Origin of the sequence: Pseudomonas sp. NLJ1, from assembly GCF_049486705.1 — a bacterium.
Taxonomy (GTDB): domain Bacteria; phylum Pseudomonadota; class Gammaproteobacteria; order Pseudomonadales; family Pseudomonadaceae; genus Aquipseudomonas; species Aquipseudomonas inefficax.
This window is the reverse complement of the sequence record NZ_CP137735.1, coordinates 1905905-1926852: the sequence shown is the minus strand read 5'-3', so window position 1 is coordinate 1926852 and position 20948 is coordinate 1905905. Positions and strand designations below refer to the sequence as shown.

Here is a 20948-nt window from a genome sequence, read left to right as displayed (position 1 = left end):
GCCAGCTCCCACAGGTAAGTCACTGCCCTTGAATGCAGTGCAGTACCTGTGGGAGCTGGCTTGCCGGCGATAGGGCCGGTACAGGCTTACTTGCGGGCTTTCAGGATAACGAACTTGGGCGTTGCCGCCACCTGCTCCACCCCCCGGAACAACCGCGCCAGCTTGCTGTGATAGCCCAGGTGGCGGTTACCCACGATATACAGCGCCCCGCCCACCACCAACGCCTCACGCGCCTGCTGGAACATGCGCCAGGCGAGGAAATCGCCCACCACCTGCTGCTGGTGAAACGGCGGATTGCACAGCACCACGTCCAGCGACTGCTTCTCTACCCCCGCCAACCCATCGGCTGCCTCGAACACCGCCGGGCGCTCGCCCAGCGCGGCCTGCCAGTTCTCCCGCGCCGATTGCACCGCCATGTACGACTCGTCGACCAGGGTGTATTGGGCATCCGGGTTAGCCAGGGCGCTGGCGATCGCCAGCACGCCGTTGCCACAGCCCAGGTCCGCCACCCGCGCGCGGCCCAGTTCGCGGGGCAGGTGCGGCAGGAACGCCCGCGTGCCGATATCCAGCCCCTCACGGCAGAATACGTTGGCGTGGTTGAGCAACTCCAGCGCCGGCACGTCGAGGCGGTAGCGGCTAGGGTAGGGCGAGCGGGCGACCGGCCGTTCGGCCACCGTCGCGGTCAGCAAGCGGGCCTTTTTCTGCGCCAGCGAGGCCTGCACCGGGCCGATGTATTTCTCCATCAGGTCACCGGCCGCCCGTGGCAGGTGCTTGATCATCGCCCCGGCAATCACCTGCGCACCGGGCGCCAGGTGGCCTTGCAGGCGGATCAGCTGTTCTTCGAGCAGGGCCAGGGTCTTGGGCACGCGCACCAGTACTCGGTCGAACGGGCCTTGCCAGTGTTCGCTGGCCGGTACGAACGGCACGCTGTCGAATGGCAGGCCATTGCGTGCCAGGTTCTTTTCCAGGGCCAGGTGCGCCAGGTGCGAATCGCCACTGCTGACCACCTGCAGCTTGCCCGCCAGGCTGGCGGCCAGGGCGCCGAAGCTGTCATTGAGCACCAGCACCCGGCAGTCGGCCCCTGGAGCCTGTTCGTGCAGTTGCGCAAGCAGGTACTCGTCGGCGGCATCGAAAGCCTGCAGCGGGTCGTTGGCCTGTTCCGGCTGGCGGATCAGGTCGAGTTCGGCGTATGGGGTGGTCAACAGGGGCATGGCGTCTGGCTCGGGTACGAAACTGCCCGTTGCGGTTCGCACCGGGCTTTGCCGGGCGATTCTACAGGGCTTTGCCCAAGGTCGCAGGTTTGAAGGTCAGATCCAGCCACGCATGACGGCGATGGCGATGGCGGCGGCCTTGTTGGCGGCGTTGGTCTTGGTGATGACACTGCGGATATGGAAGTTTACCGTGCTTTGCGACAGTGACAGGATGCAGGCAACGTCGGCGGCGGTCTTGCCGGCGGCCGACCATTTCAGCACTTCCAGCTCCCGCTCGCTCATTTTCGGCTGCGGCGGGCATAGTGCAGTGAGGTGATGTGCGCTGATCACCTCATGCAGTTTGTGGCTCAGCCACTGCACACTGCCGGCCTTTCTGTAGAGTTCGACAATACTGATGGGCTTGGTGGACCTGGCCACGCTTATCTGGCTTTCGTTGTGCTGCTGGTCGTGCAATGACTGCGTCCAGCCATGGCGCAAACCGCTCTGGCAGGCAGCTTCACGAAATTGCGGAGCCTCGCGATACAGGTCATCGGTCCATAGCACAGGCATGGTGGATTTGTGGCTCAAATCGGCAGCCGGGTCCTGCTTGTGCAGGTCATCGCGCTGGTAGCGCTCGATCCATTCACGGGGGTAATTGCTGTACATGAACAGGTGGGGTGTTTGCGTAGCGATCTGGATGCGAATGTTCAGCCCCAGGTACTCCATGCCCAGATCCTGCGCCATATCCACGGCCATGCCGAACAACTTCTGTGGGCAGCGTTCGGCGTCGAACGCTCGAAGATACTCGGGTTTCCAGTGGCGCATCTGAAATACTCCTTGAGCCTCAGGTCCAGTCCGTTTGGGTGCCCGCATGATTGTAGGAAAAGACCTACCAATGTGCTGAGATTTTTTTGTTATAGCGGTCAGGATCCGATGCGACTTCGGCAGGATCGCCGCAGATGAGGCCCTACAAAGCAGTGGTTTTTATCCGCGCCACTTTGCGCGACACTGTGCGCACGCCAAACCTGGAGCCCGATATGACCGCTAGCGCCGAAAAGTTCACCCGCCAGACCCTGCTCGATGTTCAGCCGCTCACGCCGAACCTCTTCAGCCTGCGGGTTACGCGCGATGCGGGATTCCGCTTCCGTTCCGGCCAGTTTGCCCGCCTGGGTGTGACCAAGGCCGATGGCAGCGTGGTGTGGCGCGCCTATTCCATGGTCAGCGCGCCCCATGACGAGCACCTCGATTTTTTCTCGATCGTGGTGCCAGGAGGGGAGTTCACCAGCGAGCTGAGCCGGCTGGGGGCAGGCGATACCCTGCTGATCGACCGCCAGGCCTTCGGCTTCCTGACTCTCGACCGCTTCGTTGGTGGCCGCGACCTGTGGTTGCTGGCGACCGGCACTGGCATTGCGCCATTCATGTCGATCCTGCAGGACTTCGAGGCCTGGGAGCGTTTCGACAACATCAAGCTGGTCTACTCGGTGCGTGAAGCGAAAGAGCTGGCCTATGTGGACGAGATCGCCGGGCTGGAACAGCGTGATTACCTGGCCGAATTCGCCGGCAAGTTGCAGTTCATTCCGGTGGTGACTCGTGAACAGCACCCAGGGGCATTGAACCAGCGTATTACCACGCTGATCGAGAATGGCGGGCTGGAGGCGGCGGCGGGGCTGGAACTGTCGCCGGAGCACTCGCGGGTGATGCTGTGTGGCAACCCGGAGATGATTGATGAAACGCGCAAGGTACTTAAGGCGCGCGACCTGCAGTTGAGCCTGAGCAAGCGGCCGGGGCAGGTGGCTGTGGAAAACTACTGGTAAGGCCGTTGGGGCCGCTTTGCGGCCCATCGCGACACAAGGCCACAGGTACAGCGGTGATTTCGAAATTGTCGCTGTATCTGTGGGAGCGGCCTTGTGTCGCGAAAGGGCTGCAAAGCAGCCCCAGCAATTTCACTGTTGCGCATCAATCCTGGGGCCGCGTTGCGGCCCTTTCGCGACACAAGGCCGCTCCCACAGCGTTCCCTATACAGCCTCAGGGCAAGCGGTTCTGGTTCTGCGTCTTGAGCAAATCGCGAATCTCGGTCAGCAAGGTCTCTTCAGCCGAAGGCACTGGCGGCGTAGACGGCGCCACGGCTTCTTCGCGCTTCAAGCGGTTGATCGCCTTGACCCCCATGAAGATGGCAAAGGCCACGATCACGAAGTCGATCACGGTCTGGATGAACTTGCCATACGCCAGCACCACCGCCGGAATGTCACCTTCGGCAGCCTTCAGGGTAATTGCCAGGTCGCTGAAGTCCACGCCACCGATCAACAGGCCTAGTGGCGGCATGACCACGTCACCGACGAAAGACGAGACGATCTTGCCGAAGGCCGCGCCAATGATGATACCGACCGCCATGTCGACGACATTGCCTTTGACCGCGAAGGCCTTGAACTCACTGATCATGCCCATGTTTGGTTCCTTGTAACAAAAGGTAAGGTTTACGCAGTGTAAGCCACTCAAACGCTTCATGCGTTGTGCTCAGGGCCAGAGACTGCTGTTAGAACGAATAGTTTTGTCGCATCCCAAGGCGTTCGAGGCACATCCAGCTCGGCTATCATGGCGGTTTTTCCCAGGAGACCCCAGCCATGGCCAAGGCCAAGCGCTTGTACGGCTGCACCGAGTGCGGTGCGACCTTTCCCAAATGGGCCGGCCAGTGTGGCGAATGCGGGGCCTGGAACACCCTGGTCGAGACCATGATCGAAAGCGGCGGTGCCGCTGCGCCCAGTAGCGGCCGTGCCGGCTGGACCGGTCAGCAGGCGCAGATCAAGACCCTGGCCGAAGTCAGCGTCGAGGAAATCCCGCGTTTCACCACCAGCAGCACCGAACTGGACCGCGTGCTGGGCGGTGGCCTGGTGGATGGCTCGGTGGTGTTGATCGGTGGTGACCCTGGCATCGGCAAGTCGACCATCCTGCTGCAGACCTTGTGCAACATTGCCGTGGGCATGCCGGCGCTGTATGTCACCGGCGAGGAGTCGCAGCAGCAGGTGGCCATGCGCTCCCGGCGCCTGGGCCTGCCCCAGGACCAGCTCAAGGTGATGACCGAAACCTGTATCGAGACCATCATCGCCACGGCCCGTGTCGAGAAACCGCGAGTCATGGTAATCGACTCGATCCAGACCATTTTCACCGAGCAACTGCAGTCGGCACCCGGCGGCGTGGCCCAGGTGCGCGAAAGCACTGCGTTACTGGTGCGCTACGCCAAGCAGAGCGGCACGGCGATCTTCCTGGTCGGCCATGTGACCAAGGAAGGCTCGCTCGCCGGCCCGAGGGTACTCGAGCACATGGTCGATACCGTGCTGTATTTCGAAGGCGAGTCCGATGGCCGCCTGCGTCTGCTGCGGGCGGTGAAGAACCGTTTTGGCGCGGTCAACGAGCTGGGTGTGTTCGGCATGACCGACCGTGGCCTGAAGGAGGTGTCCAATCCCTCGGCGATCTTCCTCAACCGCACCCAGGAGGAAGTACCGGGCAGCGTGGTGATGGCGACCTGGGAGGGCACTCGGCCGATGCTGGTAGAGGTGCAGGCGCTGGTCGACGATAGCCACCTGGCCAACCCACGGCGGGTGACCCTGGGCCTGGACCAGAACCGCCTGGCCATGTTGCTGGCGGTGCTGCACCGCCACGGTGGTATTCCCACCCATGACCAGGACGTGTTCCTCAACGTGGTGGGCGGGGTGAAGGTGCTGGAAACCGCCTCGGACCTGGCGTTGCTGGCGGCGGTGATGTCCAGCCTGCGCAACCGTCCCCTGGCCCATGGCCTGCTGGTGTTTGGCGAGATCGGCCTGTCCGGCGAGGTGCGGCCGGTGCCCAGTGGTCAGGAGCGTTTGAAGGAAGCCGCCAAGCATGGTTTCAAGCGGGCTATCGTGCCCAAGGGCAATGCGCCTAAAGAGGCCCCGGCAGGGTTGCAGGTGATTGCCGTTACCCGGCTGGAGCAGGCGCTGGATGCGCTGTTCGAGTAATTCGTGGCCTGTACCGGCCTCTTCGCGGGTAAACCCGCTCCCACAGGTACCGCATCAGCTTCGGGATTGCGCAAACCCTGTGGGAGCGGGTTTACCCGCGATAGGGCCGGCACAGGCAAAACGAAAAAGGGGCCGACGATGCGCGTCGGCCCCCCCACCTCACCGCTCAGTCAGCAGTCAATGTTCGGCAACCGGCGTGCGCCTGACCGTCTCATTGCCATGCTCATCCAGCTCCAGCATCGGCACTTCATTACCCTCGGCATCGAACAGCTTGCCATCCTTGAAGTAGTCGCCATCACGCAGCGCTGAAATGTCCGAGTACTGGATGGTGCGCTCGTACGCGGCGGCAAACACCGACTGCTGGTCCGAGTTGCCGGCGGTGAAGTGGTTGAAGATCAGGTTCAGCAGGATGGCCATGATCGCCGCCGAGCTGATGCCCGAATGGAAGATGGTCTCGAACCAGTTCGGGAAGTGGTGGTAGAAGGTCGGTGCGGCAATCGGGATCATGCCGAAGCCCAGCGAGGCAGCGACGATGATCAGGTTGACGTTGTTCTTGTAGCTGACCTTGGACAGGGTGCGGATACCGCTGGCCGCCACGGTGCCGAACAGCACGATGCCTGCGCCACCCAGTACCGGAGTAGGGACAGCGGCAATCACCCGGCCCATGATCGGCAGCAGGCCGAGCACCACCAGGATCACGCCACCGGTGGCCACCACGTAGCGGCTCTTGACCCCGGTCACGGCTACCAGGCCGACGTTCTGGGCGAACGCGCTCTGGGTGAACGAGCCGAAGATCGGCGCCAGGATGCTCGAGGCCATGTCGGCGCGCAGGCCGTTGCCCAGGCGCTTGGAGTCGACCTTGGTATCGATGATCTCACCCACGGCGAGGATGTCCGCCGAGGTTTCCACCAGCGTCACCATGATCACGATGCACATCGAAAGGATCGCGGCGATGTGGAATTCCGGCATGCCGAAATGGAACGGCGTAGGGAAGGCAAACATCGGGCCCTCGGTGACCTTGCTGAAGTCGGCCATGCCCAGCGCCCAGGCGATCAGTGTGCCGACCACCATGGCCAGCAGGATCGACAGGCGCGAGATCGCCGCGCTGCCCAGCTTGCTCAGCAACAGCACGATGGCGAAGGTCAGGGCTGCCAGGCCGATGTTGGCCACGCTGCCGAATTCCGGTGAGGCGCTGTTGCCACCCATCACCCAGCGAGCGGCCACGGGCATCAGGGTCAGGCCGATGGTGGTGATGACGATGCCGGTTACCAGCGGTGGGAAGAACTTGGTGATGCGCGAGAACACCGGAGTGATCAGAAAGCCGATAAGCGACGCTGCCATTACCGCGCCGAGCACGCCCGGCAAGCCACCGCCGCCCTCGCTGCTGAGGATTGCACCCATGGTTGCCACACCGGCGAACGAAACGCCCTGCACCAGCGGCAACTGGCAGCCGAAGAACGGCAGGCCAAGGGTTTGCAGCAGGGTGGCCAAGCCACCGGCAAACAGCGACGCGGCGATCAGCATGCCGATTTCGGCGCCGTTCAGGCCCGCGGCTTGCCCCAGGATCAGGGGTACCGCGACGATCCCCCCGTACATGGTCAGCACATGCTGCAGACCATAGGCCAGGTTGGCACCAAGGCCGAGGTTTTCATCCTCCGGGCGCTTGGCGGGAGACGTGCTAGGGGACGTAGTCATGGAGCAGGCTCTCTGTTTATTGTTGTGGCGCTACTGTAGACACTTCCTACAAATGATTGCCACTAAAATTGTATACAATATTTTGATCGGAGCGCGCACAGGAGCGCCCGCAAGGTGTGCGAGGACCCAATGCAGAAGGCGTACCAACACTACAGAGGCTGTGCTAGAGGGGTGTGTACAAAACGCTGCTACCCAGGCTTAAAGCTGTCTGGGTAGACAAGAAACACGAGGTGGGGAAGCTATTAGCTAGCTAAGAGATTTTATTATTCGATGAGTTCGCGCAGCTCACGCATCATTTCGGTGCTATCGGCGAGGTTCAATTCCACAAGACGGTGCAAATGACTCATCGAATCGACGTCTATATACAGGCAGATAAAGCCCAGGCGGGTAGCTTCTTCATGGCGCAACTCCACCTGCATTTGCACGCGTACATCGCGGTCGAGATGGATGATCGCATCGAAGTCTTGGGTCAGATCGGCGTCCCACGGCTCGGGGCGATTGACCAGAAGGCCTTTTAACGACAGATCCAGCAGCTTTACCGGCCAGCGGCGGTCGCCCTGGCGCAGCTCGGTGGGGGCATCGAAATCGATGCGCTGGAAACGGCGGCGTTCGTCGTGATCGCTCATGGGGTAGATCCTCGCATGGGTCTTCAGGTGACATCCTGACTATAGTTAGAGTGGTATGTACATCAGGTACCGCAATCTGGCTGCAGAGGCTCTAGACCAAAGCAAGTATGGCAATGCGCGATGACTCGCCCTAGACTCGGTGGGCGGTCTTTTCCAATCCACCAGCTGGAAGCAAACCATGAACAACAATAATAGCCTGCTACGCCACATTCCGTAGCTGGCGCTGGCAGTCCTAGGAGCCTGCGCGCTGGGTGTGGTTGCCCTGCGTCGCGGCGAGGCGATCAATGCCTTGTGGATCGTGGTCGCGGCAGTGGCCCTCTACCTGGTCGCCTATCGCTACTACAGCCTGTTCATCGCCACCAAGGTGATGCAACTCGATCCGCGCCGCGCCACCCCGGCGGTGCTCAACAACGACGGCCTGGACTACGTCCCGACCAACAAACACATCCTCTTCGGCCACCACTTCGCCGCCATCGCTGGCGCAGGGCCCTTGGTCGGCCCGGTACTCGCCGCGCAAATGGGCTACCTGCCCGGTACGCTGTGGCTGATAGCCGGCGTGGTGCTGGCCGGTGCGGTGCAGGACTTCATGGTCCTGTTCCTGTCCACCCGCCGCAACGGCCGCTCGCTGGGCGACATGGTGCGTGAGGAGATGGGCCGCATCCCGGGTACCATCGCCCTGTTCGGCTGCTTCCTGATCATGATCATCATCCTTGCGGTGCTGGCGCTGATCGTGGTCAAGGCCCTGGCCGAAAGCCCCTGGGGCATGTTCACGGTGATGGCGACCATCCCGATCGCGATGTTCATGGGCATCTACATGCGCTACATCCGCCCGGGCCATATCGGTGAGATTTCGGTCATCGGCGTGGTGCTGCTGCTGGCTTCGATCTGGCTGGGGGGCCAGATCGCTGCAGATCCGACCTGGGGCCCGGCGTTCACCTTCACCGGCGTGCAGATCACCTGGATGCTGGTGGGCTATGGCTTCGTCGCTGCGGTACTGCCGGTATGGCTGGTACTGGCGCCACGTGACTACCTCTCGACCTTCCTCAAGATCGGCACCATCGTCGGCCTGGCCATCGGTATCCTGATCATTGCCCCCGAGCTGAAGATGCCGGCGCTGACCCAGTTCACCGACGGCACCGGCCCTGTGTGGAAGGGCACCCTGTTCCCGTTCCTGTTCATCACCATCGCCTGTGGCGCGGTATCCGGCTTCCACGCGCTGATCTCCTCGGGGACCACGCCGAAGCTGCTGGACAACGAAACCAACGCCCGCTACATCGGCTACGGCGGCATGCTGATGGAATCGTTCGTTGCCATCATGGCCATGGTCGCCGCCTCGGTGATCGAACCAGGCGTGTACTTCGCCATGAACAGCCCGGCCGCGGTGGTCGGTGCCGATGTGGCGTCTGTGGCGCAAACGGTCAGCAGCTGGGGCTTCCTGATCACCCCTGAGCAGCTCGAGGCTACCGCCCGCGACATTGGCGAGCACACCATCCTGGCCCGTGCCGGTGGTGCACCGACCCTTGCGGTGGGTATTGCGCAGATCCTGCACCAGGTACTGCCGGGTGAAAACACCATGGCCTTCTGGTACCACTTCGCGATCCTGTTCGAGGCCCTGTTCATCCTCACCGCGGTAGACGCCGGCACCCGTGCCGGGCGCTTCATGCTGCAGGACCTGCTGGGCAGCTTCGTGCCGGCGCTCAAGCGCACCGAATCGTGGACTGCCAACCTGATCGGTACCGCCGGCTGCGTGGCCCTGTGGGGCTACCTGCTGTACCAGGGCGTGATCGACCCGCTGGGTGGCATCAACACCCTGTGGCCGCTGTTCGGTATCTCCAACCAGATGCTGGCCGGTATCGCCCTGATGCTCGGCACCGTGGTGCTGATCAAGATGAAGCGCCAGCGCTACGTCTGGGTCACCCTGCTGCCGGCCGTGTGGCTGCTGATCTGCACCACCACCGCAGGCCTGATCAAGCTGTTCGACCCGAACCCGGCAGTCGGCTTCCTGGCCCTGGCCAAGAAGTACAGCACCGCACTGGACGCCGGCCAGGTACTGGCCCCGGCCAAGGATATCGGGCAGATGCAGCACGTGATCTTCAACGCCTACACCAACGCCGGCCTGACCGTGCTGTTCCTGGTGGTGGTGTTCAGCGTGCTGTTCTTCGCTGTCAAGGTCGGTTTCGCCGCCCTCGGCCGCAAGGAGCGCACCGACAAGGAAACCCCGTTCCAGGCCCTGCCTGACGCTTGAGAGGACTGCTGCGATGTTCAACGACCTGGGTCGACTGGGTAAATACCTGGGGCAGGCAGCCCGCCTGATGGTCGGCATGCCCGACTACGACAACTATGTCGAGCACATGCAGAAGACGCACCCGGACAAGCCGGTCATGACGTACGAGGAGTTCTTCCGCGAACGGCAGGAAGCTCGATACGGTGGCAAGTCCGGGCCGAAGTGCTGCTAAGTCCAGGCTAGCGCGGTACTGTGTAGGAGCGGCCTTGTGTCGCGATCGGGCCGCAACGCGGCCCCGGCAATTTTGGCTGCGAAGCTGAAAATCCGGGGCCGCTTTGCGGCCCGATCGCGACACAAGGCCGCTCCTACAGGAATCGCGCTCCCCCCGTCCATTTCACTGCACAGGAGATGTTCTGCGTGCAGACGCCTATTCCCGTAACCGTACTCACTGGCTTCCTCGGTGCCGGCAAGACCACCTTGCTCAAGCACATGCTCAAGGCCGAGCACGGCCTGAAGATCGCCGTGATCGAAAACGAGTTCAGCGAGGCCGGCATCGACAGCCAACTGCTGGGCGACGAGCCGGTGCAGGTGATGACCCTGGCCAATGGCTGCGTGTGCTGCAGCATCCACGGCGACCTGACCCGTGCCTTGTACCTGCTGCTCGAACGCCTGGATGCCGGCGAAATCGCCTTCGACCGCCTGGTAATCGAATGCACCGGCCTGGCCGACCCGGCGCCGGTGGCACAAACCTTCTTCATCGACGAGGAACTGCGTGAGCGCTACATCCTCGACGGCATCATCACCCTGGTCGACGCCGCCCACGCCGAGCTGCACCTGACCCAGACCATCGCCCAGGCCCAGGTCGGCTTTGCCGATCGCTTGCTGCTGAGCAAGACCGACCTGGTCGAGCCCGCTGCAGTCGAGGCCCTGCGCGAGCGCCTGGCCCGCATCAATGGCCGAGCCGCGGCCCGCGTGGTCGAGCATGGTCGCATCGACCTGGCCGAGCTGCTTGATGTGCGTGGTTTCAACCTCAACCCTGATCTGGGCGCGAACCTGAAGCCAGCGCTACGCCCGCTGCTCAAGCCCGCTACGCCGGACCGGATCTCCACCTTGGTGCTGCGCACGGAAAGCCCGCTGGACATCGACCGCCTCAGCGACTTCATGAACGAACTGCTGGAAACCCACGGCAAGCAGTTGCTGCGCTACAAGGGCGTGCTGAACATTGCCGGTGAGGCGCGCAAGCTGGTGTTCCAGGGTGTGCTCAAGCTCTACGGTTTCGACTGGGACGCCGAGTGGGCCGAGGGTGAAACCCGCGAGAGCGTGATGGTGTTCATCGCAGACGAACTGCCCGAAGCTACGATTCGGGCTGGGTTCGAGGCGCTGGCTGCGGGCTGAGCCGGCGTGGGGTCTGGGGCGCGAACCACTGCGGCCATGAGCTGCAGTGGCGTGTTTCGACCTCGATGCACGGGATCAGGCGCTCGGTCAGCAGCGCCGTCTGCCGCACCGCCTTGGCGGTGCGGTACTTGACGCTGTGGATGCACTCGCGGTCGCCGAACTCGCAGCGGTTCAGCGAGGTGCCACCGCAGGGGCCATTGGCCAGGCCCTTGGGGCAGGTTTCCGGGCAGACGTACAGGGTGTCGTCCAGGCGGCAGCGGCCGCAGGTGTCACAGCCTACCAGCGGTTTCTTCACCGCGTGTTCCACCTTGTGCAGCACCTGCGCGCCAAGGCGGGTGGCCCACATCGGCTGGCGTACGGCCCAGCCAAATGCCTTGCTCAGGCCATTGCGGCGGCTGAACAGCAGCGAATGCATGCCATGCATCAGGTGATAGCGCGCTTTCTCCTTGAACGAGGCATCGACCCGTGATTCGCCCAGGCGCCAGCTTGCCTGCGGCGGATTGAAGCTGACTGCCGGCAGGCCGGGCATCTGCCAGCTGGCCTGCCAGGCCGGCGCCCATTGTTCCAGCGTGTGGACTTGCGCCTGCCAGTGCTCGATGCGTGCCTCCAGGGCCAGCAGTTGCTTGAGTTCATGAACCCCCGACAGATGCACGCCGGCGTAGCCCATCAGCTTCACGCCGATGATCTGCAAGGCAAGCCGGTCGACGCTGCGCGCCTGGGCAAAGGCCTTGGACTGCGCCGCTTCCGCTTCCAGCATGTCGCGCATGGACGGCGTGACGGTCACGCCGGCCACGTGCTCGAGCATCGTCGCACGCCCGTGGGTGAGGCTCATCAGGCAGGCCAGCATCGGCCTGGGCGTGGCTTGGCGGCTCATCCAGTGCATGGCTTCCTGGTGTTTGCCGGCATCGAAACCCAGTTGCAGGGTGAAGAAGTCGGCACCCGCCGCCAGTTTTTTCTCGGCCTTGAAGTATTGGGCGCCGCCTTCTTCCTCACAGTACTTGAACGGGTTTAGCGCAGCGCCAAGCAGCCAGTGCGGGCAGGCCAGGCGGGCGATCTGCAGGGCTGCGACCGATTCCAGGTAGCGCACCGGGCGCTGGCCAGGCTGGTGGCCGGGCAGGCGGTCGCCGGTGAGCAACAGCAACTGGTCGAGGCCGGCGGCGTCCATGCGTTGCAGTTGGGCGAGCAGGTGGTGGCGTTCGCGGTCTTTGCCGGAGAAGTGCGGCAGGGCGGGTACCGGCTTGCTGAACGAGGCGAGGGCGTCCAGTGGTGACATGTCCAGCGGGCTGCCGACGCGGTCGCCGATGGCCACGGTCATTGGCCAGCCGCAGAGGTGCGCACGGGCCAGGATCTCGTCCATGGCGGCGAAGCGTTCTGCGGAGGGCTTGGGGACGAACTCCATGACGCAGACGAAGGTGTTTTCGCGCAGCGCGGTTTTCAGCAGGCTCATGGGGCCGGGTACCTGGTTTGGTCAGGATGGCATTGTGCGGCAGAAGGCGGGTGGGGTCATGTCCGGATGCGCAGGGTGATGCTCTGAATGAGACATTCGGGTTTGTCTGTGCCGGCCCTTTCGCGGCTAAAGCCGCTCCCACAGGGATCGCATACTCTTCAGGCTGGCGCGGTACCTGTAGGAGCGGCTTTAGCCGCGAAAGGGCCCGAACAGGCAATACAAAATCACGAACATGAGTAAACCTTGAGTTCATCTCAAATTTAATGAGTTTGTCTCAAGATGCCGGCGCCCGGAAAATCCCCCTCATTCATTTATGCATGCTGAGGGACAAGACATGGCACTGGCACACAACCTGGGCTTTCCGCGTATCGGCCGCGACCGCGAGCTGAAAAAGGCCCAGGAAGCCTACTGGAAGGGTGAACTCGACGAAGCCGGCCTGCGCGCGGTCGGCCGCGAGCTGCGTGCCCGCCACTGGCAGGTGCAGAAAGATGCCGGCATCGAACTGCTGCCGGTCGGCGACTTCGCCTGGTACGACCAGGTGCTCACCCACTCGCTGACCTTCGGTGTGATCCCGCAGCGTTTCCGCAGGCACGACGCTGCCAGGCCCACCCTGCAGACCCTGTTCGCCATGGCCCGTGGCGCCGTGGGTGACAGCTGCTGCGGTGGTGCGCACGCCCAGGAAATGACCAAGTGGTTCGACACCAACTACCACTACCTGGTCCCCGAATTCACTGCCGACCAGCAGTTTGCCCTGAGCTGGGAGCAGCTGTTCGAAGAAGTGGCAGAAGCCCAGGCCCTGGGCCACGCGGTCAAGCCGGTGGTAATCGGCCCGCTGACCTACCTGTGGCTGGGCAAGGCCAAGGGTGGCGATTTCGACAAGCTGGAGCTGCTCGACCGCCTGTTGCCGCTGTATGACCAGATCCTCAACCGCCTGGCTGCCCAAGGCGTGGAATGGGTGCAGATCGATGAGCCGATCCTGGCCCTGGACCTGCCTCAGGATTGGAAGAATGCCTACGAGCGCGTCTACAACATCCTTCAGCGGGCGCCACTGAAGAAGCTGATCGCCACCTACTTCGGCGGCCTGGAAGACAACCTGGGCCTGGCCGCCAACCTGCCGGTCGATGGCCTGCATATCGACCTGGTGCGGGCGCCCGAGCAGTACCCGACCATTCTCGACCGCCTGCCGGCCTACAAGGTGCTGTCGCTTGGCCTGGTCAACGGCCGCAACGTCTGGCGCTGCGATCTGGAAAAGGCGCTGGAGGTATTGCGCCATGCCCATGAGCGCCTGGGGGAACGGCTGTGGGTGGCGCCGTCCTGTTCGCTGTTGCACAGCCCGGTGGACCTGGACCGCGAAGACCAGCTCGATGCCGAACTGCATAGCTGGCTGGCCTTCGCCGTGCAGAAGTGCCAGGAAGTGGCGCTGCTGGCCAAGGCCATCAATGCCCCAAAAGCCGACGACGTGGCCGCCGCATTGGCCCTGAGCCAGGCCGTGCAGGCCAGCCGCGCCGCTTCGCCGCGTATTCACAAGCCGGCCGTGCAGGCCCGCCTGGCGGCCATCAAGCCCGCTGACAGCCAGCGTCGGTCGGCGTTTGCCCAACGTATCGCCAAGCAACGTGCGGGGCTCGACCTTCCGGCGTTCCCGACCACCACCATCGGTTCGTTCCCGCAGACCTCGGCGATCCGCCTGGCACGCCAGGCCTACAGGCAGGGCAAGCTAACCGAGGCCGATTACGCCGAGGCCATGCACAGCGAGATCCGCCATGCGGTGAAAATCCAGGAAGACCTGGGCCTGGATGTACTGGTGCACGGCGAGGCCGAGCGCAACGACATGGTCGAGTACTTCGCCGAGCAGATCGATGGCTATGCGTTCACCCGCTTCGGCTGGGTGCAGAGTTACGGTTCGCGTTGTGTGAAGCCTGCGGTGATCGTTGGCGACCTGAGCCGGACGAAGGCCATGACCGTGGAATGGATCACCTATGCCCAGGGCCTGACCAGCAAGGTGATGAAGGGCATGCTGACCGGCCCGGTGACCATGCTGATGTGGTCGTTCCCGCGTGAAGACGTGAGCCGCGAGGTGCAGGCGCGCCAACTGGCGCTGGCGATCCGCGACGAAGTGGTCGACCTGGAAGCAGCGGGTATCAGGATCGTGCAGATCGACGAAGCGGCATTCCGTGAAGGCCTGCCGCTGCGCCACGGCGCCTGGGCCCATTACCTGGAGTGGGCCACCGAGGCCTTCCGCCTGGCTGCCTCGGGGGTGCGTGACGAAACCCAGATTCACACCCACATGTGCTACAGCGAGTTCAACGACGTGATCGAGTCGATCGCCGCGATGGATGCCGACGTGATCACCATCGAGACCTCGCGGTCGGACATGGAGCTGCTGGCTGCCTTCGAGCGGTTCGCCTATCCCAACGAGATCGGCCCGGGTGTGTATGACATTCATTCGCCACGCGTGCCGACCCGTGAGGAAATGGTCAAGCTGCTGCGCAAGGCTGCCCAGCGTATCCCGGCCGAGCGCTTGTGGGTCAACCCGGATTGCGGGCTGAAGACCCGTGGCTGGCCGGAGACCGAGGCAGCGCTGATCAATATGGTTGCCGCTGCTCGCGAGTTGCGCGCTACCGCCTGATTATTCGCCGCCTGTACCGCGGCCTATTCGCGGGTAAACCCGCTCCCACAGGTACCGTGCACAACTTGAATGCAGTGGTGCTGCTGTGGGAGCGGGTTTACCCGCGAAGAGGCCGGCACAGACACTAAAAACCCCCTAGAATGCCGGCTCCGATTCAAATCGACAGGGAGTGATGCGATGAGAGTTCTGGTAGTCGGCGCCAGCAAAGGCCTGGGCAAGGCCTTCATGGAAGGGCTGGGAAAACCGGGCGATACAGTGATTGGTGTGTCGCGCGCCAAACCTGCTGCAATGAACATCGGCAAGGGCATCGAAACCCGCTGGATCGAAGCCGACCTCGGCCAGCCGGTTACGGCCGTCGAGGCCATCGCCCGGGCACTGGCCGATGGCGGGGTGGACACTCTGATCTACAACCTCGGCTTGTGGGAGGCCGAGGCCTTCGAAGCGCACTACAGCTTCCTCGCCGACCGCGATGCGCAATTGCAGCGCATGGTCGACTGCAACATCACGGCAACCATCCTGCTGATCAAGCGCCTGCTGCCGTTGCTGCTGGAAAGCGAAAAACCACGGATCATCCTTACCGGTTCCACATCGGGCCTGCCCCAGAGCGGTCGCCCGGAAGTCACCTTCGCCGCTTCCAAGTTCGCCCTGCGCGGCATTGCCGAGGCCTTGCGTGAAGGTTATCGGGGGCAGGGGCTTGGGGTGACGTGCCTGAACCTGGGCTACCTGAATACCGAGGATGGTCTGGAGGTGCCGTTGGCCGAGGCTGCAGTGCGGGGGGAAGGAGGGCTGATACCGCTGCACGATGTGGTGCTGATGGTGCGCACGCTGCTGGAGTTGTCGGCGGCGAGTTATGTGCGCGAGCTGACTCTGCCGGCTATTGCCGATGAGCGGTTCTGATATCTGAGGTTTCTTTGCAAGCAGGCCCGGCTTTTCGCAGGCTTGCCCGCTCCCCATAGTTGCAGCACAAATTTCAAGGTGTGTGCAGTACTTGTGGGAGCGGGCAAGCCCGCGAAGAGGCCGGGCCTGCTTAAATCAATCGCTGATTCAACGCTCGATGGCCAAGGCCACCCCTTGTCCGCCACCGATGCACAGGGTCGCCAGGCCTTTCCTGGCATCCCGCTTGATCATTTCGTGCAGCAGGGTCACCAGCACCCGGCAGCCGGAAGCACCAATCGGATGGCCCAAGGCAATCGCCCCGCCATTCACGTTCACCCGCGCAGCATCCCATTCCAGCGCCTTGCCCACCGCCAGCGCCTGCGCGGCAAAGGCTTCGTTGGCTTCGATCAGGTCCAGCTCGGCCAATTGCCAGCCGGCCTTGTCCAGGCAGCGCTGGGTGGCCGAAACCGGGCCTATGCCCATGATCGCCGGGTCTACACCGGCACTGGCATAAGCCGCGATCCTGGCCAGAACCGGCAGGCCCAGGGCCTCGGCCTTGGCAGCGCTCATCAGCAGCACGGCGGCGGCGCCGTCATTCAGGCTCGAGGCGTTGCCGGCGGTGACACTGCCATCCTTCTTGAACGCCGGGCGCAGTTTGCCCAGGGATTCGGCGGTGGTATCCGGGCGTGGCTGCTCGTCCCGCGCGAACACCTTGGGCTCGCCCTTTTTCTGCGGCAGCACGATCGGGGTGATTTCATCATCGAAGCGGCCGGCCTCCATGGCCGCCACGGCCTTGCGCTGCGACTCGGCGGCAAAGGCATCCTGCTGCTCACGGCTGAGAGCGTACTGATCTACCAGGTTTTCGGCAGTGATACCCATGTGGTAGTCGTTGAAGGCATCCCACAGGCCGTCGGTGATCATGCTGTCGATCAGCTGGCCATGGCCCATGCGCTGGCCGGTACGGGCCGAAGGCATCACGTAGGGGGCAAGGCTCATGTTCTCCTGGCCGCCGGCGATTACCACCTCGGCGTCACCGCAGCGGATGGCCTGAGTGGCCAGGTGCAGGGCCTTCAGGCCCGAGCCGCAGACCTTGTTCAGGGTCATTGCCGGCACGCTGAAGGGCAGGCCGGCCTTGATCGCGGCCTGGCGTGCAGGGTTCTGCCCGGCGCCGGCGGTCAGTACCTGGCCCAGGATGACTTCGTCGACCTGCGCCGGGGCCAGCCCGGTCTGCTCCAGCAGGCGCTTGATCACGGCGGCACCGAGGTCTACTGCAGGTACGGTGGCCAAGGCGCCCTGGAAGCTGCCGATGGCGGTACGGGTTGCGGCGACGATGACCACGTCGTTCATGTTGTTGTTCTCCGTGCGATGGGCGTAATGCCTCAAGCATCGGTGGCTTTGGCTCATTTGTTAAGTTTGTTTTTCTTTGCGATTGATGTGGAAAACAAATGAATGGGCGTAAAGCGGCCGGCAGAACTATGCTGATGGATGCGCTACTACACTCATCTGGATGGGAGCACATGCCCATGCGTACATTGATCGCGCTGACCCTTTTGATTGGCAGCAGCACTGCATTAGCCGCCACCGAATGCACCACCGCCGACAAAAGCACCTGGCAGGATCAGGAAAAATTCCAGGCGCAGCTCAAGGAGCAGGGCTACAAGATCAACAAGTTCAAGGTCACCAAGGGTAACTGCTACGAGATCTACGGTTTCGACAAGGATGGCAAGAAGGTCGAGATCTACCATGACCCAGTGACGGGCAAGGCAGTCAAGACCGAGTACCACGATTGAACAGCGACGGCACGGTGCAGCTGTGGGACCCCCTACTGCGGCTGTGCCACTGGTCGATCGCCGTGGTGTTCTTCGCCAATTACTTCTTCAACGAAGAAGGTGACGACTGGCACCAGTGGCTGGGTTACTACGCACTCGCCGTTGTGGTGGTGCGTGTGATCTGGGGCTTTGTCGGGCCACGCAGCGCGCGCTGGGCCGATTTCTGGCCAACCCCGGCAAGCCTGCTCGGGCATGCTCGGGCGTTGCTGCATGGGGAGCTTGACCATCACATGGGGCATTCGCCCATTGGCGCGCTGGTGATGGTGCTGATGCTGACCTGCATCGCCGGTCTTGGCCTTACCGGGTGGGCGTCGGAGGAGGTGGACGCGCTGTTCGGCGTCGATTGGCCGATGGACCTGCACAGCTGGCTGGCCAATGCGCTGCTGGCGCTGGTTTGCGTGCATGTGCTGGCGGCCATCTACGAGAGCGTGCGCATGCGGGAAAACCTGCCTTGGTCGATGATCACAGGGCGCCGTCGGCACCGCGATTGACTGTGGCGGCCTCTTCGCGGGCTTGCCCGCTCCCACAGGTATTGCGCAGCCCTCAGGCTTTGCGCCGTCCCTGTGGGAGCGGGCGAGCCCGCGAAGAGGCCGCCACAGGAAAACCTCGGTTTTGAATCCCTCTGATCACCCCGTAATATGTGTCGGATAACCTGCAGGGGTAGTCTCACCCTCTGATCAACCGGAATCGCCCATGGCGGCGCTTCCCCCGGCATAAACCTGACGAGGTACAGACATTGGCCATCATTCATCCTAAGGTCCGCGGTTTCATCTGCACCACGACTCACCCGAAGGGCTGCGAGCTCAACGTCCGTGACCAGATCGAAGCCACCCGCAAACTGGGCGTGCGCGAGGATGGCCCGAAGAAGGTCCTGGTCATCGGTGCTTCCAGCGGCTACGGCCTGGCAGCACGCATCACCGCGGCGTTCGGCTTCAAGGCCGACACCCTGGGCGTGTTCTTCGAAAAACCAGGCACCGAGACCAAGGCCGGCACCGCTGGCTGGTACAACGCTGCAGCCTTCGACAAGTTCGCCAAGGCCGAAGGCCTGTACAGCAAGTCGATCAATGGTGACGCTTTCTCCGACGAGGCCCGTGCCAAGGTCATCGAGCTGATCAAGAACGAAATGGGCGGCAAGGTCGACCTGGTCATCTACTCGCTGGCCTCGCCAGTGCGCAAGCTGCCGCAAACCGGTGAACTGGTGCGTTCGGCCCTGAAGCCGATCGGCCAGCCATACAAGTCGACCGCCATCGACACCAACAAGGACAGCATCATCGAGGCCAGCATCGAGCCGGCTACCGAGCAGGAAATCGCCGACACCGTCACCGTCATGGGTGGCCAGGACTGGCAGCTGTGGATCGACGCCCTGGCTGGCGCCAACGTGCTGGCCGAAGGCGCCCGCACCGTGGCCTTCAGCTACATCGGCAGCGACATCACCTGGCCGATCTACTGGCACGGTGCGCTGGGCCAGGCCAAGCAGGACCTGGACGAAACCGCCCTGCGCCTGGACAAGAAACTGGCCGGTGAAGTCAAGGGCGGCGCCAACGTGGCGGTGCTGAAGTCGGTGGTTACCCAGGCCAGTTCGGCCATCCCGGTGATGCCGCTGTACCTGTCGATGGTGTTCAAGATCATGCAGGAGAAGGGTGTTCACGAAGGCACCCAGGACCAGCTGGACCGCATGTATCGCGACCGCATGTACCGTGCCGACGGCGCGCCGGCCGAGGTCGACGAGAAGGGCCGCCTGCGTCTGGACGACTGGGAACTGCGTGATGACGTGCAGGACGCCTGCAAGGCGCTGTGGCCACAGGTGACCACCGAGAACCTGTTCGAGCTGACCGACTATGCCGGTTACAAGAAGCAGTTCCTAAACCTGTTTGGCTTCGAGCGCGCTGACGTCAACTACGACGAAGACGTGGCTACCGATGTGAAGTTCGACTGCGTCGAGCTGTAATCGCTGTCGGCCTGTACCGGCCTCTTCGCGGGTAAACCCGCTCCCACAGGGATCTCACCAAGCCTGAAGGCAGTGAGGACCTTGTGGGAGCGGGCAAGCCCGCGAAGAGGCCGGTACAGGCTATGAAAACTTTGCTAGCTTTGGCGCACAACAACAGGGAATGTGCCATGAGCAGCCTCACCCAGCCCGCCACCGCCTTTCGCCACACCGCAGCCGACGGCTACAGCCTCGGCGGCTTCCGCTGGCGCCACGCCCGACCTGACCCCCAGCGCCCGCTGGTGATCATCAACGCTGCCACTTCGGTACGCTGCCGCTACTACTCGCGTTTCGCCGACTACCTGTTTGCCCAAGGCTGCGATGTGCTGACCTACGACTACCGTGGCATCGGCGAATCCCGCCCGGCCTCGCTGCGCGGCTTCCAGGCATCCTGGAGCGACTGGGGCCGGCTGGATTTCGAAGCCATGCTGGTGCATGCCGCAGAACATTTCCCCGGCCAGCCGGTGGATGTGGTGGGGCACAGTTTTGGCGGCTGCGCAGTGGGGCTGGCACCGTCGGCGAGCAAGGTTCGCCGGGTGGTGATGGTTGGCGCACAATTCGCCTACTGGCGCGATTACGCGGCTGGCCAGCGCTGGCAGCTGTTCGGCAAGTGGCATGTGGTAATGCCGCTGCTCACCCGGGTGTTCGGTTATTTTCCCGGCAAGCGCCTGGGTTGGCTGGAGGACACGCCATCCGGCGTGGTGCACGACTGGACCACCCGTACCCCGCGCTATGAGCACCGACCCAGCGGGCGTGCACTGGAGGCACTACCGTTCGCCCAGGTGCGGGCGGCGACGCTGGCCATCAGCCTGACCGATGACCCCTTTGGTACCGTGGCGGCGACCGAGCGTTTGCTGGGCTATCTGCAGGGCGCCGAACGTAAGCACCTGCGCATTGCGCCTGTGGATATCTCGGTCGATGAAATTGGCCACTTCGCGTTCTTCCATGACCGGTTTCGCGAGAGTTTGTGGCCGGTGGCGTTGCAGTGGTTGCGGCAGGGGGGATTGGCGGGTGAGGTGCCGGGAACCATCATCAGGTGAGGTTGGTTTCGAGATTTTGGGGCC

Annotated in this window: 18 protein-coding genes; 11 read left to right on the top strand and 7 right to left on the bottom strand. The window is 63.2% G+C overall.

Going from position 1 to position 20948, the window contains the following annotated elements:
• Positions 1–86 precede the first annotated feature (86 nt).
• Entirely contained in the window at positions 87–1211 is a 1125-nt protein-coding gene (locus tag R9B85_RS08635) for a methyltransferase (protein ID WP_085664462.1), read from the bottom strand.
• A gap of 96 nt (positions 1212–1307) precedes the next feature.
• On the bottom strand, positions 1308–2015 hold the full coding sequence (locus R9B85_RS08630) for an autoinducer binding domain-containing protein (RefSeq protein WP_112250136.1): 708 nt from the start codon (positions 2013–2015) through the stop codon (positions 1308–1310).
• Positions 2016–2227: 212 nt separating this feature from the next.
• Here R9B85_RS08630 and R9B85_RS08625 point away from each other — a divergent pair, with 212 nt between their 5' ends.
• The gene (locus R9B85_RS08625; RefSeq protein WP_207879368.1) at positions 2228–3004 is read left to right on the top strand and encodes a ferredoxin--NADP reductase; all 777 of its coding nucleotides are present in this window, start codon (positions 2228–2230) and stop codon (positions 3002–3004) included.
• 211 nt (positions 3005–3215) lie between these two features.
• Here R9B85_RS08625 and mscL read toward each other — a convergent pair whose 3' ends face one another.
• Positions 3216–3635, bottom strand: coding sequence for a large-conductance mechanosensitive channel protein MscL (gene mscL / locus R9B85_RS08620; RefSeq protein WP_112250138.1), 420 nt, complete (start codon positions 3633–3635; stop codon positions 3216–3218).
• A 176-nt stretch (positions 3636–3811) separates the two neighbouring features.
• On the opposite strand from mscL, the gene radA reads away from it, so the two are divergent.
• Complete coding sequence (radA, locus tag R9B85_RS08615; RefSeq protein WP_003251626.1) at positions 3812–5182, top strand: DNA repair protein RadA; 1371 nt, start codon at positions 3812–3814, stop codon at positions 5180–5182.
• A 177-nt stretch (positions 5183–5359) separates the two neighbouring features.
• Here the strand turns inward: radA and R9B85_RS08610 are convergent, their stop codons facing one another.
• Together R9B85_RS08610 and R9B85_RS08605 are read right to left on the bottom strand one after the other, a co-directional pair.
• Positions 5360–6877: a nucleobase:cation symporter-2 family protein gene (locus R9B85_RS08610; RefSeq protein WP_112250140.1), complete on the bottom strand. Its 1518-nt coding sequence runs from the start codon at positions 6875–6877 to the stop codon at positions 5360–5362.
• A gap of 263 nt (positions 6878–7140) precedes the next feature.
• Positions 7141–7503 (bottom strand): PilZ domain-containing protein, encoded by a 363-nt coding sequence (locus R9B85_RS08605; protein ID WP_207879366.1) that lies wholly within the window; start codon positions 7501–7503, stop codon positions 7141–7143.
• A gap of 217 nt (positions 7504–7720) precedes the next feature.
• On the opposite strand from R9B85_RS08605, the gene R9B85_RS08600 reads away from it, so the two are divergent.
• The 3 genes from R9B85_RS08600 to yjiA all read left to right on the top strand — a co-directional run bounded on the left by R9B85_RS08600 (position 7721) and on the right by yjiA (position 11122).
• Complete coding sequence (locus R9B85_RS08600; protein ID WP_423771059.1) at positions 7721–9748, top strand: carbon starvation CstA family protein; 2028 nt, start codon at positions 7721–7723, stop codon at positions 9746–9748.
• Positions 9749–9761: 13 nt separating this feature from the next.
• Positions 9762–9959: a YbdD/YjiX family protein gene (locus R9B85_RS08595; protein ID WP_016713459.1), complete on the top strand. Its 198-nt coding sequence runs from the start codon at positions 9762–9764 to the stop codon at positions 9957–9959.
• Between the two features lie 185 nt (positions 9960–10144).
• Complete coding sequence (yjiA, locus tag R9B85_RS08590; protein WP_207879359.1) at positions 10145–11122, top strand: GTPase; 978 nt, start codon at positions 10145–10147, stop codon at positions 11120–11122.
• Here the strand turns inward: yjiA and R9B85_RS08585 are convergent.
• Positions 11082–12569 carry a methylenetetrahydrofolate reductase C-terminal domain-containing protein gene (locus R9B85_RS08585; protein ID WP_423770972.1) on the bottom strand — a complete coding sequence of 496 codons (1488 nt, stop codon included), beginning with the start codon at positions 12567–12569 and terminating at the stop codon, positions 11082–11084. The two genes, yjiA and R9B85_RS08585, sit on opposite strands and share 41 nt — an antisense overlap.
• A 334-nt stretch (positions 12570–12903) precedes the next feature.
• On the opposite strand from R9B85_RS08585, the gene metE reads away from it, so the two are divergent.
• The gene (metE, locus tag R9B85_RS08580) at positions 12904–15195 is read left to right on the top strand and encodes a 5-methyltetrahydropteroyltriglutamate--homocysteine S-methyltransferase (protein WP_112250146.1); all 2292 of its coding nucleotides are present in this window, start codon (positions 12904–12906) and stop codon (positions 15193–15195) included.
• A gap of 177 nt (positions 15196–15372) precedes the next feature.
• Positions 15373–16092 (top strand): SDR family NAD(P)-dependent oxidoreductase, encoded by a 720-nt coding sequence (locus R9B85_RS08575; RefSeq protein ID WP_112250147.1) that lies wholly within the window; start codon positions 15373–15375, stop codon positions 16090–16092.
• Positions 16093–16239: 147 nt separating this feature from the next.
• Here the strand turns inward: R9B85_RS08575 and R9B85_RS08570 are convergent, their stop codons facing one another.
• A complete protein-coding gene (locus tag R9B85_RS08570) occupies positions 16240–17418 on the bottom strand; it encodes an acetyl-CoA C-acetyltransferase (protein ID WP_112250148.1) in 1179 nt (392 codons plus the stop codon).
• A 176-nt stretch (positions 17419–17594) separates the two neighbouring features.
• On the opposite strand from R9B85_RS08570, the gene R9B85_RS08565 reads away from it, so the two are divergent.
• The 4 genes from R9B85_RS08565 to R9B85_RS08550 all read left to right on the top strand — a co-directional run bounded on the left by R9B85_RS08565 (position 17595) and on the right by R9B85_RS08550 (position 20924).
• Positions 17595–17861, top strand: a complete 267-nt coding sequence (locus R9B85_RS08565; protein WP_085692244.1) for a PepSY domain-containing protein — start codon at positions 17595–17597, stop codon at positions 17859–17861.
• Positions 17858–18391, top strand: a complete 534-nt coding sequence (locus R9B85_RS08560; RefSeq protein WP_112250150.1) for a cytochrome b/b6 domain-containing protein — start codon at positions 17858–17860, stop codon at positions 18389–18391. Before R9B85_RS08565 ends, R9B85_RS08560 begins: the two co-directional genes overlap by 4 nt.
• A 245-nt stretch (positions 18392–18636) precedes the next feature.
• Positions 18637–19848, top strand: coding sequence for an enoyl-ACP reductase FabV (gene fabV / locus R9B85_RS08555; protein ID WP_112250152.1), 1212 nt, complete (start codon positions 18637–18639; stop codon positions 19846–19848).
• A gap of 167 nt (positions 19849–20015) precedes the next feature.
• Entirely contained in the window at positions 20016–20924 is a 909-nt protein-coding gene (locus R9B85_RS08550) for an alpha/beta fold hydrolase (protein WP_313856487.1), read from the top strand.
• Positions 20925–20948: the final 24 nt, after the last annotated feature.